Source organism: Streptomyces sp. NPDC002690 (assembly GCF_053592415.1).
Genome location: NZ_JBSFVR010000066.1, coordinates 1 through 12,896 on the forward strand (window position 1 = coordinate 1; position 12,896 = coordinate 12,896).

15 protein-coding genes are annotated in these 12,896 nt (G+C 72.1%); 9 read left to right on the forward strand and 6 right to left on the reverse strand.

The window, feature by feature from the left end; all coding sequences use genetic code 11:
- Together ACWD3D_RS11700 and ACWD3D_RS11705 are read right to left on the reverse strand one after the other, a co-directional pair.
- Nucleotides 1-294 (reverse strand): SAV_915 family protein (locus ACWD3D_RS11700; protein WP_451460715.1); only part of this gene is annotated, 294 nt, incomplete at its 3' end.
- Between the two features lie 409 nt (nt 295-703).
- Entirely contained in the window at nt 704-1,159 is a 456-nt protein-coding gene (locus ACWD3D_RS11705; RefSeq protein ID WP_327176926.1) for a tellurite resistance TerB family protein, read from the reverse strand.
- Nucleotides 1,160-1,347: 188 nt separating this feature from the next.
- Between ACWD3D_RS11705 and ACWD3D_RS11710 the strand changes: the two genes are divergently transcribed.
- From ACWD3D_RS11710 to ACWD3D_RS11720, 3 genes are all read left to right on the forward strand, one after another.
- Nucleotides 1,348-1,872, forward strand: a complete 525-nt coding sequence (locus ACWD3D_RS11710) for a BlaI/MecI/CopY family transcriptional regulator (RefSeq protein ID WP_451460716.1) — start codon at nt 1,348-1,350, stop codon at nt 1,870-1,872.
- Nucleotides 1,873-1,885: 13 nt separating this feature from the next.
- Complete coding sequence (locus ACWD3D_RS11715; protein WP_451460717.1) at nt 1,886-2,911, forward strand: M56 family metallopeptidase; 1,026 nt, start codon at nt 1,886-1,888, stop codon at nt 2,909-2,911.
- Nucleotides 2,912-3,154: 243 nt separating this feature from the next.
- Nucleotides 3,155-3,718: a hypothetical protein gene (locus ACWD3D_RS11720; protein WP_451460718.1), complete on the forward strand. Its 564-nt coding sequence runs from the start codon at nt 3,155-3,157 to the stop codon at nt 3,716-3,718.
- Nucleotides 3,719-3,847: 129 nt separating this feature from the next.
- On the opposite strand, the gene ACWD3D_RS11725 is transcribed toward ACWD3D_RS11720, so the two are convergent.
- Nucleotides 3,848-5,173 (reverse strand): cation:proton antiporter, encoded by a 1,326-nt coding sequence (locus ACWD3D_RS11725; RefSeq protein WP_451460719.1) that lies wholly within the window; start codon nt 5,171-5,173, stop codon nt 3,848-3,850.
- Nucleotides 5,174-5,175: 2 nt separating this feature from the next.
- Nucleotides 5,176-5,646 (reverse strand): cation:proton antiporter regulatory subunit, encoded by a 471-nt coding sequence (locus ACWD3D_RS11730; protein ID WP_451460720.1) that lies wholly within the window; start codon nt 5,644-5,646, stop codon nt 5,176-5,178.
- A 657-nt stretch (nt 5,647-6,303) separates the two neighbouring features.
- Here ACWD3D_RS11730 and ACWD3D_RS11735 point away from each other — a divergent pair.
- Nucleotides 6,304-7,239 (forward strand): polysaccharide deacetylase family protein, encoded by a 936-nt coding sequence (locus ACWD3D_RS11735; RefSeq protein WP_451460721.1) that lies wholly within the window; start codon nt 6,304-6,306, stop codon nt 7,237-7,239.
- A 363-nt stretch (nt 7,240-7,602) separates the two neighbouring features.
- On the opposite strand, the gene ACWD3D_RS11740 is transcribed toward ACWD3D_RS11735, so the two are convergent.
- Together ACWD3D_RS11740 and ACWD3D_RS11745 are read right to left on the reverse strand one after the other, a co-directional pair.
- Entirely contained in the window at nt 7,603-8,196 is a 594-nt protein-coding gene (locus tag ACWD3D_RS11740) for a hypothetical protein (protein WP_451460722.1), read from the reverse strand.
- A gap of 46 nt (nt 8,197-8,242) precedes the next feature.
- Nucleotides 8,243-9,616 carry a tetratricopeptide repeat protein gene (locus ACWD3D_RS11745; protein ID WP_451460723.1) on the reverse strand — a complete coding sequence of 458 codons (1,374 nt, stop codon included), beginning with the start codon at nt 9,614-9,616 and terminating at the stop codon, nt 8,243-8,245.
- Between the two features lie 466 nt (nt 9,617-10,082).
- Between ACWD3D_RS11745 and ACWD3D_RS11750 the strand changes: the two genes are divergently transcribed.
- From ACWD3D_RS11750 to ACWD3D_RS11770, 5 genes are all read left to right on the forward strand, one after another.
- Nucleotides 10,083-10,469, forward strand: a complete 387-nt coding sequence (locus tag ACWD3D_RS11750; protein WP_451460724.1) for a hypothetical protein — start codon at nt 10,083-10,085, stop codon at nt 10,467-10,469.
- A gap of 159 nt (nt 10,470-10,628) precedes the next feature.
- Nucleotides 10,629-11,054 carry a sortase-dependent protein gene (locus ACWD3D_RS11755; RefSeq protein WP_451460725.1) on the forward strand — a complete coding sequence of 142 codons (426 nt, stop codon included), beginning with the start codon at nt 10,629-10,631 and terminating at the stop codon, nt 11,052-11,054.
- Nucleotides 11,051-11,734, forward strand: coding sequence for a class F sortase (locus ACWD3D_RS11760; protein WP_451460726.1), 684 nt, complete (start codon nt 11,051-11,053; stop codon nt 11,732-11,734). Before ACWD3D_RS11755 ends, ACWD3D_RS11760 begins: the two co-directional genes overlap by 4 nt.
- On the forward strand, nt 11,731-12,249 hold the full coding sequence (locus tag ACWD3D_RS11765; protein WP_451460727.1) for an RNA polymerase sigma factor: 519 nt from the start codon (nt 11,731-11,733) through the stop codon (nt 12,247-12,249). Before ACWD3D_RS11760 ends, ACWD3D_RS11765 begins: the two co-directional genes overlap by 4 nt.
- Nucleotides 12,233-12,802, forward strand: coding sequence for a hypothetical protein (locus ACWD3D_RS11770; RefSeq protein WP_451460728.1), 570 nt, complete (start codon nt 12,233-12,235; stop codon nt 12,800-12,802). The genes ACWD3D_RS11765 and ACWD3D_RS11770 overlap by 17 nt, the downstream gene beginning before the upstream one ends.
- Nucleotides 12,803-12,896: the final 94 nt, after the last annotated feature.

The window sequence follows — 12,896 nt, forward strand, 5'->3', positions numbered from 1 at the left end:
GACGGTGAGGGCACGGACGCCGAGCGGCGCGGCGAGGGCGCGCAGGGCGGGTTCGCCGAGGCGTACCCACCGCTGTCCGGCGCCCAGGGTGGCGACGAGCCGCTTCTGAGAGGTGAACGCGACGGCGGTGCGCGCGCCGAGCGGGGTGCGGAAGAACAGAGCCCGGACGCTCGACGGGCAGCCGACGGAACCCGACCGGACGGGTACGAACAGGGGCCCGGCCGGGACGGATGCGAGGGGAGGTCCGGCCGGGACGGGTTCGAGGGGGTCGGAATCAGGCAGCGCGCTTTCCATGGTGCCTCCAGGCGTCGGCACGGGTCGCGGAGGCGACCCGGCGGGTTCGTCTTCGACGCTAAGTCCGCAGGCAGGAGACGGACCGGGTGAATCCCGGGCCCTGACGGGTACTTGACGCCGGACCGGGGTCACGTTGACGCGACTCTGATGCGGGGGCGTCTTTCGGCGTCCGGCCGGGGGACGTCCGGGGGCTCTTCGGGGGCCTTCCAGGCGCTTTTCGGGGTTCTTTCGGGGCGCAGGGGCTTTTCGGGGTCCTTCCGGGGCGTCCGTCGCGGCCCCGGCCGCGCGGAAACGGGACACGCCCCGGCCGTGGCGGCCGGGGCGTGTCGGGGTGCGGCTGGGTGGAGCCGGGTGGAGCCGGGTGGAGCTGGGCGCGTCCGGAGCGCCGGACGCGACGGGGTGGTCCGGCTCAGAGGTCGAACTCGTGCGGCGGCAGGTCGAGCGCGAAGCACGCCTCCCGGACCACGGCCTGCTCCGACTTGTCGAAGTCGCCGTCGGCGCCGCCGATGACGATGCCGATCTGGATGACCGCGCGCGCCTCGGCCGGCTTCTTCTTCGCTTTGGCGATCTCCTGGAGCACGGTGACCTTGCCGAAGGCGAAGTCCGCGGTGAGCTTGTCCACGTACGCGTTGAAGCGACGCTGGAGGTCTTCCGCGGGGAAGTTCTGGAGCACGTCGTTGCTCATGATCAGCTGGGCGACGCGCTGACGCTCCGACGGGTCGATGGAACCGTCGGCCGCGGAGACCAGGGCGCACATCGCCATGCTCGCGTCGCGGAACGCACCGCTCTTCAGGTCGTTCTTCTTCGCCTCCAGCTGCGTCTGCATCGTCGAGGCGGATTCCTTGATCCGGTCCCAAAGGGCCATGACGTCTCCATACGTTGCTTCGTGGTGCGTTGCCTGAACCGAAGGGAACTCTACAGACGTGTAGAACTCGGTGCTCTACCGGCAGGCTTTGCCCCGGAAAGACGGCTCAGTAGGATGCGGCGAATCGCTGAGCAGTGCCCGGGCCCGCCCCGCCGTGACTGCGAGAGCTCGCGAAGGGCGGACACCGCATGGGAAACGCCGGAAGGCACGAAGACGTTCCGCCGGGGCGTGACACCTCACCGGAGGTCTCCCGAGAGGGTGCTCCGGACGTTCCGCCGGAGAGCGCTCCGTCGGACAGCTCTCCGGCGGGCGGCGGGCGGCTGCGCAGGCGTGCGCAGGGCGAGCTGGAGGCCCAGGTGCTCGCGGTCGTGCGTGCGGGCGGCGGGCCGGTGACGGCGGGCTGGGTGCGGGAACGCCTCGAAGGCGGCCTCGCCCACACGACCGTCATCACGATCCTCTCCCGCCTCCATCAGAAGAACGCGGTCACCCGCACCCGTGCGGGCCGCTCCTACACCTGGACGAACGCCTCCGACGAAGCCGGTCTCGCCGCGCTGCGGATGCGCCGGGTGCTCGACGGCGAACGGGACCGCGAGGCCGTCCTCGCCCGCTTCGTCTCCGCGCTCAGCCCCGGTGACGAGGAGCGCCTGCGCGCCCTGCTGTCCCGGGCCGCGCAGGCCGGGCCGGACCCGGCCGACCCCACGCAAGGCCGATGACGATGAGGGAACGATGGGCGTCTTCGTCTACCTGCCACTCGTACTGCCGCTGACGGCGCTTCCCGTCGCGCGGCTGGCCGCACAGCACCTGCACCCGCGCAGCGCGACCCGTCTGCTGGCCGCCGCCGGTACGACGCTCGCCCTGTGCAGCACCCTCTGCCTCGCCCTGCTGATGGTGATCGGTACGGCCCGGCTCCCGGGCAACCCGCTGCCGGACGGCTGGTCGGACCCCGAGGTCAGGGCCGCGCTGCCCTACGAGGACCGGACGGGCCTGGTGGCCATCGGCGTGCTGGGCGCGGTGGTGGCCGGCTGCGGGGCGACGCTCGTACGCCACGTACGTACCCGGTACGCCGCGGCCCGCGCGCTGAAGGCGGCGGGGCAGGCGGGCGAGGGGTACGGGCGCGCTCATGGGCCCGGGGTGAGCGTGGTGGAGTCCCCCGTCCCCTACGCGTACGCGCTCCCCGGCGGCCTCCGCCCGGCCCACCGTCGGCGCAGTGCCCGGCGAGGCGATCCGCGGGGTGGCCGGAAGGGGGGTACGGGCCGGGTCGTCGTCTCCAGCGCCCTGCTCGACTGTCTGGAACCGCCCGAGCGGGAGGCCCTGTTCGCCCATGAGCGGGCCCACTTGGTGGGGCGTCACCACCGCTATCTGCTGCTGACCCAACTCGCCGCGCGCGCCAACCCGTTCCTGGTACCCCTGCGTACAGCCGTGGCGTACAGCGCCGAGCGCTGGGCCGACGAGGAGGCGGCACGGGCGGTGGGCAGCCGCCGTGTGGTGGCGCGGGCGGTGGGCAAGGCGGCGCTGGTTTCGGCCGGATCGCCGTACGGGGGCCTGGCCGCCTTCGCGGTGGAAGGGCCCGTACCGCGCCGGGTCGCCGCCCTCCTCGACCCCGCCCCGACCGCACGTTTCTGGCCACCCGCATCGGCCCATCTGCTTCTTGCCGCGCTGACGGCGACGGTGGGCACGGCGGCTTCGGCGCTGTCGTCGGTGAACGCCACGGTGACGCTGGTGCGCATCCTGCACGCGGCGACCTCGTTGTAGTGGGTGTCCCCAGCGTTCCCCACCTGGGGTTTCGGCGGTCGGCCGGTAAAGACGGCGCGCCGCGTGCAGTACACAACTGTTGCCGTGTACGGGAACGATGACAGCGGTGTCGTGGGTTCAGGACTTCCGGGCAGGGCATCGCGCGGACGGCTCATAGTGATCACACAGCAGGTCCCCCCAACAGATCACCGGCGGTCCGCGGAGACGTCTCTCCCCGGGCGCCCTCTCCACGGGAGCATCACCATGGCTTCGGCCCTCCGCAGCAAGACCGCCGTCCTCGTCGCCGCAGCCTTCGCGAGCACCCTGCTTCTCACGGCCTGTCAGGGCAGCGACTCCGACGCGGCCTCGGACACCGGCGCGAAGGACACGAGCACCGGCGCCCCGCTGGAGACGGCCCCCTCGGCTTCGGCGACGCAGGGCGCGCCGTCCGCCGCGGCCTCCGACAGCGGCAGCGGCACGACCGGTGGCAGCGCCACCTCGGGCGGGGACACGGCGTCGGGCGACTCGGAGACGGTGATCGAGGGCATCGACCAGGGCAAGGGCGTCAACGGCACCTGGAACGGGAAGGTGACCTTCCTGGCCCCCGGCAAGTACACGGTGGTCGGCGCGGACGGCACCGAGCAGCAGTTCCTCGTGTCCGAGGACACGGACATCGAGGGCACCGGCGACATCTGCGGTGTCGAGGGCGGGCAGGCGGCGATGCCGTGCAGCGAGGAGATGCTGGAGTCCGCCACCAAGGGAGACGGCGTCGCCGCCGAGGTCGTCGTCGTGAACGGCATCGCCAAGAGCATCGTCGACAACCACTGACACCCACCGCCGGACCATCGGCGGGTCACGTCGGAGGTCTCCCGCTTCCCCGCTCCCGGGAACAGCATCGGCTGTTCCCGGGAGCGGAACGGGAGACCTCGTGGCGTTACGGGCTCGCGCCGCGGGGCGTCAGTCGCGGCCCTCGCCGACGTGCTCGGGAGTGAGGTCGTCGTGCGTGGGCCGTACGTGCGTGGACCGTACGTGCGGCGACCGTGCGGCAGCGGTGGCGGTCGCCTTGGTGGCGGTGCCCGTGGTGGCGGCGGTGGTGCCCGTGGTGCCCGTGGTGGCGGCGGGGCGGGTGCCGCGCATCGCCCTGATCCGGACGACCGCCGGCTCGGTCCAGCGGGCGGTGAGCGGGCCGAGGATGACCAGGATCAGTACGTACGCGGTGGCGATGGGCCCGATACGCGGCTCGGTCGCCACGGCCAGACCAGCGATGACGATGGAGAACTCGCCGCGCGCCACGAGCGTGCCGCCGGCCCGCCACCGGCCACGGGACTTGATGCCCGCGCGCCGCGCCGCGTACCAGCCGGTGAAGATCTTGGTCAGCATGGTGACGATGGCGAGCAGCGCCGCCGGGAGCAGGACCGGCGGGATGTCGGCCGGGTTGGTCGAGAGCCCGAAGAAGACGAAGAACACCGCAGCGAAGAGATCCCGCAGCGGAGTGAGCAGCTTGCGCGCCCCCTCGGCGACCTCGCCCGAGAGCGCGATGCCGACGAGGAACGCACCCACGGCCGCCGAGACCTGGAGTTCCTGCGCCAGCCCGGCGACGAGCACGGTCAGGCCGAGGACGACGAGGAGCAGCATCTCCGGGTTGTCGGAGGAGACGGCCCGGCTGATGATCCGGCCGTGGCGCAGTGCCAGGTAGAGGACGAACCCCACGGTGCCGAGCGCGATCAGCAGCGCGATGCTGCCTCCGGCGAGACCGACCCCGGCGACCATGGCGGTCAGCAGCGGCAGGTACACCGCCATCGCCAGGTCCTCGATGACGAGGACGCCGAGAATGACCGGGGTCTCCCGGTTGCCGAGGCGCCCCAGGTCCGTCATCACCTTGGCGATCACACCGGACGAGGAGATCCAGGTGACCCCGGCCAGCGCGACGGCCCCGGCGGGACCCCAGCCGAGGATCAGCGCGGCGACGGCGCCCGGGGTCGCGTTGAGGACGAAGTCGACGAGCCCGGAGGGGTACTGGGTCTTGAGGCTCGTGACCAGCTCGGATGCGCTGTATTCGAGCCCGAGCAGGAGCAGCAGCAGGATCACGCCTATCTCGGCGCCGACTGCCGTGAACTCCTCACTCGCGCCCAGTGGCAGCAGCCCGCCCTCGCCGAACGCCAGCCCGGCCAGGAGGTAGAGAGGGATCGGCGAGAGACCTATCCGGCCGGCGAACCGCCCGATGATCCCCAGCCCGAGAATGACGGAGCCGAGCTCCACCAGCAACGCGGTCATGTCGTGCACGATCAGCCCTCCGCAATGATCTCGGAGAGCGTGTCGACGCCCTCACGGGTACCGACGACGACGAGTGTGTCGCCGATGGCCAGCCGGAAGTCGGGCCCCGGCGACGGATGCGCGCTGTGCGTCCGCAGCACCGCCACGATCGACGCCCCCGTCCGGGTCCGCGCCCGCGTGTCGCCCAACACCCGTCCCCCGTAAGGCGAACGCGACCCGAGCGGGATGTGCTCGGTGACCAGGTCGATGCCCTCGGTCCGTACGGCGTCGATCGGCGCGGGATCGATGAGGTGGGCGAGCGCGGTCGCCTCGTGCGTCGTCAGGGGTACGGACAGCCGGCACGAATCTGGGTCGTCCTGCTCGTAGAACCCGATGAACCGCCGCCCGTCGTGGTGGACGACGACGGAGATGTGCTGGCCCGACTCGGTGATGAAGTCGTACTGAGTTCCGACTCCGGGCAGCGTGGTGCGGCGGGTTCCCATGGCTTCCTCCCGAGTGGCACGCCGATGCGTGCGGCGCCCCTGTCAGCTCTTGGTGATCTCTTTACCTTTCAATACCTTAACGCGATCCATACGCTTTATCGGGAGCCGGGGGAGGGGGTGAGGTGTATAGGGGCGTCGGCGGGTGGGGTGGAGGGGCGACTTTTCGGTGCGCGGTGGGGTGGGGGTGGCAGTGTCCGGTGGTGATCGTTTGCGGGTGGCTGACGGGGCGGGTGGGGGTGTGGTGAACTGGGCCGGGAGGGGTGGGGTGTTGGTGTTATGCGCGCTATGTCGGATAGGTCGGAATCGGTGAAGTTGGACTGGGAGCCGACTCCCGCTGGATAAACCCGCAGGTCAGGAAGAGTGCTCCCCGCGTGTGCGGGGATGGTCCCTTAATTGGGTTGCTTCTGAGTCGTTATGGTCGGTGCTCCCCGCGCGTGCGGGGACGGTCCCGCCACGATGCGTGCCGAGGCGTTCGCTTCCGCTCCCCGCCCGCGAGGGGATGACCCCGTGCAGGTGTCCACCGAGTGCCGGGACGGGCTGCCGGGACCGAACCTGCTCTCCGCGTTTTGCGGGGCCACCGGCGGACGGGGACGCCTGGCCGCTTTGTGGAGAGAAATCCGCTTCCGGCGCCGGTCGGAGTGGCCGCACACTGCGGGCATGGACGACACGAGTGTCACTTCCCGCAGCCGCACCGGTGGCACCACCGAGGTGGAGACCCCGTCCCTCCGGTCGGGCGAACTGCTCGGTCACCCGCCCGGAGAGCGCCTGTTGATCGTCAACTGCGACGACTTCGGGATGTACCCCGCGAGCAACGAGGCGGTGGTGGAAGCGATCGAGCAGGGCATCGCGGGCTCGTGCAGCCTGATGGTTCCGTGCCCGGCCGCACCGGACGCGATGCGGCGACTGCGCCGAAGGCCGGAGATCTCGTTCGGCGTGCACCTCACGATGGTCTGCGAGATGCCCCGAAACCCTTGGGGCCCGGTGAGCGACAGGGCGCGGGTACCGTCTCTGCTGGATCCCACGGGCGGGTTCTTCACCCCCACCCCCTCCGGCCGTGGGGCGCTCCTCGCCCAAGCCCGGGTCGAGGACGTGGAGCGGGAGTTCCGGGCCCAGATCGACACCGTGGCGGACGCCGGACTCACCCCCACCCACCTGGACTTCCACTGCCTCGCGGACGGTGGCCGCGACGACATCTTCGACCTCACCGTGTCCCTCGCCACCGAGTACGGACTCGCCGTCCGCGCCTGGCTGGCCCCCGCACGCGAAGCCATGCGCCTGCGCCGACTGCCCGTCAGCGAGAACGACTTCCTGGACAGCTACGCCCTCCCGCTCGACGGCAAGCCGTCCCGGTACGCCCAGCTCCTGCGCGACCTGCCGCCCGGCCTCAATGAATGGGCGGTCCACCCGAGCCTCGGCACCCAGGAGTCCCGTGCGCTGGACGAGGGCTGGCGCGTACGACGCACGGACTACGAGTTCCTGGTCTCGTCGGAGGCGCGAACGGTACTGGCCGAGGAGGGCATCCGGCTGGTCGGTTACGCGGAGGTGCGGCGGGCTTGGCGGGACCGGGACCGCGAGGGGCGCTCCGGGTGTTGAGCGGAACTGTGGCCTGGTGGCGCGTGAGTGGTGGGGGAGGGAGTGCCTGGGGGGTTATGGGTGGGATGTCGCTATTACCGGAGTCGGTGAAGTTGGAAGATTTGGGCCTGATGGCCGGCTGAACGCCCAGGTCGGGAAGGGTGCTCCGCGCGTGCGGGGATGGTCCTTTGACTCCAATTGGAGTCAATAGGCTGAGCCAGTGCTCCCCGTGCGTGCGGGGATGGTCCCCGGCTGTACCGCCATACGGCGATACCCCGTGCGTGCTCCCCGCCCGTGCGGGGATGGCCTCCGTCTCTGCCTCCGCCCCGCCTGCCTGCCGCCCGTCCGCCGCCCGCCTCTCCCCCGCGACGCCGGATCGGCCCGCTACGCGGTGGGCGCGGTCGTGGGGGGATGGACTTCCAGGACGACCGCGGTCCCGGCCACGGACCGGTCCTCGTGCATGGCGATCACTTGGCCGGGAACCAGGTGCCGCCAGTGTTCGGGGGTCAGGGGAGCGAGCCGCACCGGGGCTCGGCCGCCGGGTTCGAGGGAGGGGATGCGCTCGACCCAGAGTGCGGCGATGCTGACGACCAGGTCGCCGGTCGGGGTTCGGTTGCCGATGTCCCACATCGGGCGCAGGATGCCGGCGCCGGGGATGGGCGTCTGGCGTCGGGCTTCGGCGGCCGGGCGAAGGGTGAGGTCGGCCCGGATGATGCCGTTGCGGGTTTCGTAGCCGCGCCAGTGGCACCAGGTCGTGCTTCTCTTCAGCCGCAACTGTTCGGCCGCCGTGGCCATGGCTTCCCAGAAGGCGAGTGGAAGCGGCCGGACCTCTCCGAGCTCCTCCAGCAGTCCGAACGCCACCTCCCACTCGTCCTGGGTGAGGTACTCCCAGATGTCGGACACCGTGAGGTCGTTCTCCGTGGCGGTCTCCTCGGGGACGAGCAGGGAAGCGGCTTCCAGCAACGCGGGGACGTCCATGACCTCCATTTTCCATTTTGGGCCGAGGCCGAAGGCGTCCGAAACGTCACCCGCCCCCCGCCGGAACCCCCGCCCCGGCTCCCGCGCCCGTGGGTACGTGGCTTTCGGCGCGGGCGCGTAGCTCCTCCACGCCGGGGACCTTGCGGTACTTGTCGAGGCGGGTGCGCATGTCCTCGGTGGCTTCGGTGACCTTCACGGAGTGGATGCCTTCGGCGCAATCGAGGAAGTCGGTCCAGGTGGCGAGGGCAGCGTCCAAGTGGCCCTGGCGGAGGTGGATCTGGCCGAGGTCGGCGAGGATGATGGCGCGGCTGCGGCGGCGGTCGATGCCGTGGATCTCCAGGGACTCGCGGAGGTGGCCCGTGGCGCTGTCCAGGTCGCCGAGGCGGGCGAGGATCATGCCGGAGTGGTGGGCCCATCGGCCGATGCTGAAGTGGGAGGCCCAGGATTCGCCGGGGGCGGCGTCGGGGGTCTTCTCGATCGCGGTCTGGGCGGCGGTGAGGGCCCGGGTGGCGAGACGGTGGTCGCCGTCGAGGGCGGCGGCGTCGGCCAGGGTGGTCTGGAAGTACGAGACGGCGCGCGGGTCGTCCAGGGCTTTTGCGCTCTCGACGCAGCGTTCGGAGAGGCGCAACGCCATCGCGCCGTACTTGGGTCCGAGATCGATCGCCTGAACGGCCAGGCCCCGCAGCGCTGTTGCGGACAGCTCGGCTTCCTCGGCTGCGACGGCGAGGCCGTAGGCGTGGGCGTAATACTGCTGGGCCATGCCTTGGTTGCCCTCGTCCTGGGCCATCCAGCCTGCCAGGTGCACGAGTTGGGAGGTCGCGGCGAAGAGGTCCCGGCCGATCTCGTCCGTGTAGGTGCCGTCGAGCCAGGGGGCGACGTCCTCGGTGAGGTAGCGGACGGCGAGGTGGCGGGCGTGTCCGCCGCCGAGTTCGGCGGCGGTGTCGCCGAGGGCGCGGGTCATCTGGCGTACGGCGGCGACCTCTCCGGTGCCGACGCGTACGCCGCCGGCGCGGTTGGTCCGGCGGGTGACGCTCTCGGGGTCGGGCAGGTTCAGAGCGCCCAGAGCGTGGGCGCCCGAGGCGGCCAGGAAGTTTCGCCGAAGCACGTCGTTCCTCCCCAACTCGACGACTGACGCCACGGTATCGAGACCCGCAAGGGGGCGGGAGGCGGATCGTTGAGCGGGTACGGACGGCGTCGGGCGCGGCGGGTCGGTGTCCAGGCCGAGTACGTCCGCGATGTACGGGAGCCAGTAGTCGGGTTTCCGGCGCCCGGCCATCCATCGCCGCACCGACTGGCGGTCGAGGCCGTTCGGGCCGCGACCCTCCGCGATCCCCAGCTCCCGGGCGAGTTTGCTCGGACCCCAGCCTCGTGCCGCGCACGCCTGGCGGATCAGCTCGCCGATCTCCTGGGATTCGGGCACCTTGCGCTCACTCCTTCACCAGGGCGGTCCTCCCGGCCTGGCCTACGCGGGACTACAGGTGGCCCACAGCCTGGCATCTCCTCACTGTGTGTGTTCGCAAGTTCACTGAACGCCATCCCTCCGGGAGTTCAGATCCACCCTTCGCACCGAAAGAGGTGAGTTCGCGATGAGCTCAGACAGCGGAACCAGCGGAAGCGGCCGGACGAGCGGAAGCAACCGGACGAGCGGAAGCGGCCGGACGAGCGGAAACAGCGGGGCGAGCGGAAACAGTGGGGCGAGCGGAAACAACGGGGCGTGCGGTGGGGGTGGGGCGAATGGTGGCAGCGGGTCGGGAGATACCGGTACGTCCGGTGCGGCTCCGGGTCACTGCACGCCGCCCGGCATGTGCGGTTCGTACGGCGGGGCGGCGTACGGGTCGGCCGGAGGGACGGGGGGAGCCGGAGCCGGAGGAGCCGGGTACGGCGGTGTGACGTACGGAGTTCCGCCGTACGTCGGTACGCCGACCACGGGTGTGCCGGTCAGCCGCGCGGATCTGGCCGCCGACGTGCAGTTGGCCCTCGACCTCGCCCGGGGGCGGGCGACCGGCGAGGCGGCGGATGCCCTGAGGTCCCGCCTGCGCCGCGCCATCGTCGCGTACGCGCCGCTGGCCGACGCGTACGCCGCCCAGCTCGCGGACTCCCGGGCACGGGAGATCGTCACGCACATGGTCTGCCACGCGTGGGCGGTGGCGCAGGACCCGGGCCAGGACCCGGCGGTCAATCTGCGGCTGCTGGCGAAGGCCGTGGACCATCTCGCGCGGTACGCGGCGGCAGCGCGCCACATGAGCCCGAACGACATGGACATGGGCGCCTGATGACCGGCCGGGGCCCGCGCCGCGAGGCCTGGTGACCTTGCGGCGATCCTGCGGCTTTGCCATTCCTTTACAACCTGGGGCGTCGCTGCCTCGTCTCTCCGCACGTTCCGTTTCCCGGCCCACCCGTCCCGGTGGGCCGACGACGAAGGAGAGCAGCTCATGCGCCGAACCACCCTGAGCCTGATGACGCTTGCCTGTGTCGCCGCGTTGGCCACCACGGCCGGCCCCGCCTTCGCGGACGGGCCGACGCCGGCCCCGGCCCCGACCGCCTCGGTCTCCGCCGTCCCGGCCGAGGCCCCGAGCGCTGCCCCGGTTCCGGCCACCGAGGAGCCCCAGGCCGCCGCGGAGGCCGCCACGGAGCCTCCGTCCCCGGTTCCGGCCGAGGACGCCCAGGTCTCCGCCGTACCGGCCGGGGCACCGAACACCGGCGAGGTCGCCGGGCAGCCGGGCGGTGGCAGCGGGGTGCTGATCGGTGCCGGTGCCGCCGCGGTACTCGGGGCGGGCGCGGCCGTCTTCCTCGTGCGCCGACGCCGCTCCACCGTGATCAGTGGCGTGAGCGGCGTGAACGGGGCGGCCGGGGCGTGACCTCGTACTCCAGGCGGGCCTTCGGGATCGCCGCCGTGGCCTCGCTGCTCGCCGGTTGTGGCAACCGTGCGGGCGGCGGGGGCGGTACGGGTGAGGGGGGTGATGCGCGAGCGGAGGCCGCCGTCACCTCCGCGCCCGAAGGCGAGCCGTCCGCGCAGGGCTCGCCCCAAGTAAAGGCGACGGAGGGCGCGTTGACCCGCTCGTTGCCGCTGCGGCTGGAGGTTCCGGCGATCGGGGTGAACACCCCGGTCGTACGGCTGGGCCTGGAGGCGGACGGCACGGTGGAGGTGCCCGCGATCACCGCGCACGACCGGGCGGGCTGGTACGAGAACGGGCCGACGCCGGGCCAGACCGGTCCGGCTGTGATCCTGGGACACGTGACGGTCGGGTCGTACGGCGACGGGGTGTTCCGGCGCCTCGGGGAACTGCGGGCGGGGGACCGGGTCGTGGTGCGCTTGAAGGATTCGACGGCGGCCGAGTTCACCGTCTTCGCCACCCGGACGGTGGCGAAGGCCGAGTTTCCCACCGAGCAGGTCTACGGCAACGTGAACCGCCCCGAGCTGCGGCTCATCACTTGCGGCGGAGCCCGTGACGGCGACGGCGGATACCAGGACAACGTGATCGTCTTCGCGGCCCTGGCCGGGGCGAGCCCGACCGCGTCCCAGCCGGGAGCCCGATGAAGCGGGCCCTCGGGAGGAGTGACCGGCGCGGCCGGCACGACCGGGCCGCGTCGGAGTTGTTCGCCGTCCTCTATCCGCGTCTCGCCGGGTGGTGCCGCCGCCTGGTGGACGACGACGGGACGGCGCACGAGATCGCCTCGGAGGCGTTCACCCGGCTCTGGGCGCGGTGGACTTCGGTGGACGAGCCGCGCGGGTATCTCTACGTCACCGCTGCCAACCTCGTACGCGACCACTGGCGTTCGCTGGAGCGCGAACGCAAGGCGGTACGCCGGGTGGTCGCCGAGGAGGTCGTCGGTGGCCACGCCGAACAGGCCGATCCTTCGGTGCGGATGCTGGTGCAGTCGTTGCCCGAACGGCTGCGCGTGCCGATCCTGTTGCATTACTACGCGGACATGCCGATCCGGGAGGTGTCCGTGCTGACCGGGCGGAAGGAAGGGACCATCAAGGCCGATCTCCACGCGGCCCGCGAACTGCTCCGCGCCCACCTGAGGAGAAGCCTTGATCACACGCGTTGACGAGGAGCCGGAGTTCGAGCCCGACGACCCGCTCGCCGTCATCCTGCGGCCCACCGGCGACCGCCTCGGTCCGCCCCCGGGCCAGTACGAGGTGATCCGCCGCAGCGCGGCGGGCCGGAGGTACCGCAGGGCCGCCGCCGGGGTGGGTATCGCGTGCGCGGTCGCCGGGCTGGCGGTCCTGCCGTTCCGCCTGGCGGTGGGCGGGGATTCGCCGGGCGTGCCGGTTCTGCCGGCGTCTCCGGTCTCCCCGGTCGCCCCCGCGACATCGGTGCCGTCCCCGGCCACCCCGGCGCCGACCCGGCAGTCGTCCGGACCTCCGTCGACCGGGCAGGCACCCACACCGGCGCCCACTCCGACGGTCTCCGGTGCGGGGCCCGTCCCGCAGGAGAGCTCCGTCCGGTCCTCGGCCTCCGCCGTGCCGTCCCCGGCCACCACGGCCCCGGTCGCCACGGATGAGAACTCCGCCGACCCGGTCGCCGCCGACCCTGCCTCCACCGACCCGGGCGGCGAGGCCCCGGCCGCCGTCGCCACCGCCGCACCCACCAGCCGCTGAACGGCGGGGGTCGAGTGCGGCCCTCTGGTGGGCAAGGCCTGTGCGGGGTCCGGTACGGCGTCAGCCGTGGAATCACACCGGGCCCCGCGTGCGG

What these genes read in the sequence shown, in the direction of transcription:
- ACWD3D_RS11720 (WP_451460718.1), top strand. Translation starts at nt 3,155, where the DNA reads ATGGCTTCGGCCCTCCGCAGCAAGACCGCCGTCCTCGTCGCCGCAGCC.
- ACWD3D_RS11730 (WP_451460720.1), bottom strand. Translation starts at nt 5,646, where the DNA reads ATGGGAACCCGCCGCACCACGCTGCCCGGAGTCGGAACTCAGTACGAC.
- ACWD3D_RS11740 (WP_451460722.1), bottom strand. Translation starts at nt 8,196, where the DNA reads ATGGACGTCCCCGCGTTGCTGGAAGCCGCTTCCCTGCTCGTCCCCGAG.
- ACWD3D_RS11705 (WP_327176926.1), bottom strand. Translation starts at nt 1,159, where the DNA reads ATGGCCCTTTGGGACCGGATCAAGGAATCCGCCTCGACGATGCAGACG.
- ACWD3D_RS11755 (WP_451460725.1), top strand. Translation starts at nt 10,629, where the DNA reads ATGCGCCGAACCACCCTGAGCCTGATGACGCTTGCCTGTGTCGCCGCG.
- ACWD3D_RS11765 (WP_451460727.1), top strand. Translation starts at nt 11,731, where the DNA reads ATGAAGCGGGCCCTCGGGAGGAGTGACCGGCGCGGCCGGCACGACCGG.
- ACWD3D_RS11735 (WP_451460721.1), top strand. Translation starts at nt 6,304, where the DNA reads ATGGACGACACGAGTGTCACTTCCCGCAGCCGCACCGGTGGCACCACC.
- ACWD3D_RS11710 (WP_451460716.1), top strand. Translation starts at nt 1,348, where the DNA reads ATGGGAAACGCCGGAAGGCACGAAGACGTTCCGCCGGGGCGTGACACC.
- ACWD3D_RS11715 (WP_451460717.1), top strand. Translation starts at nt 1,886, where the DNA reads ATGGGCGTCTTCGTCTACCTGCCACTCGTACTGCCGCTGACGGCGCTT.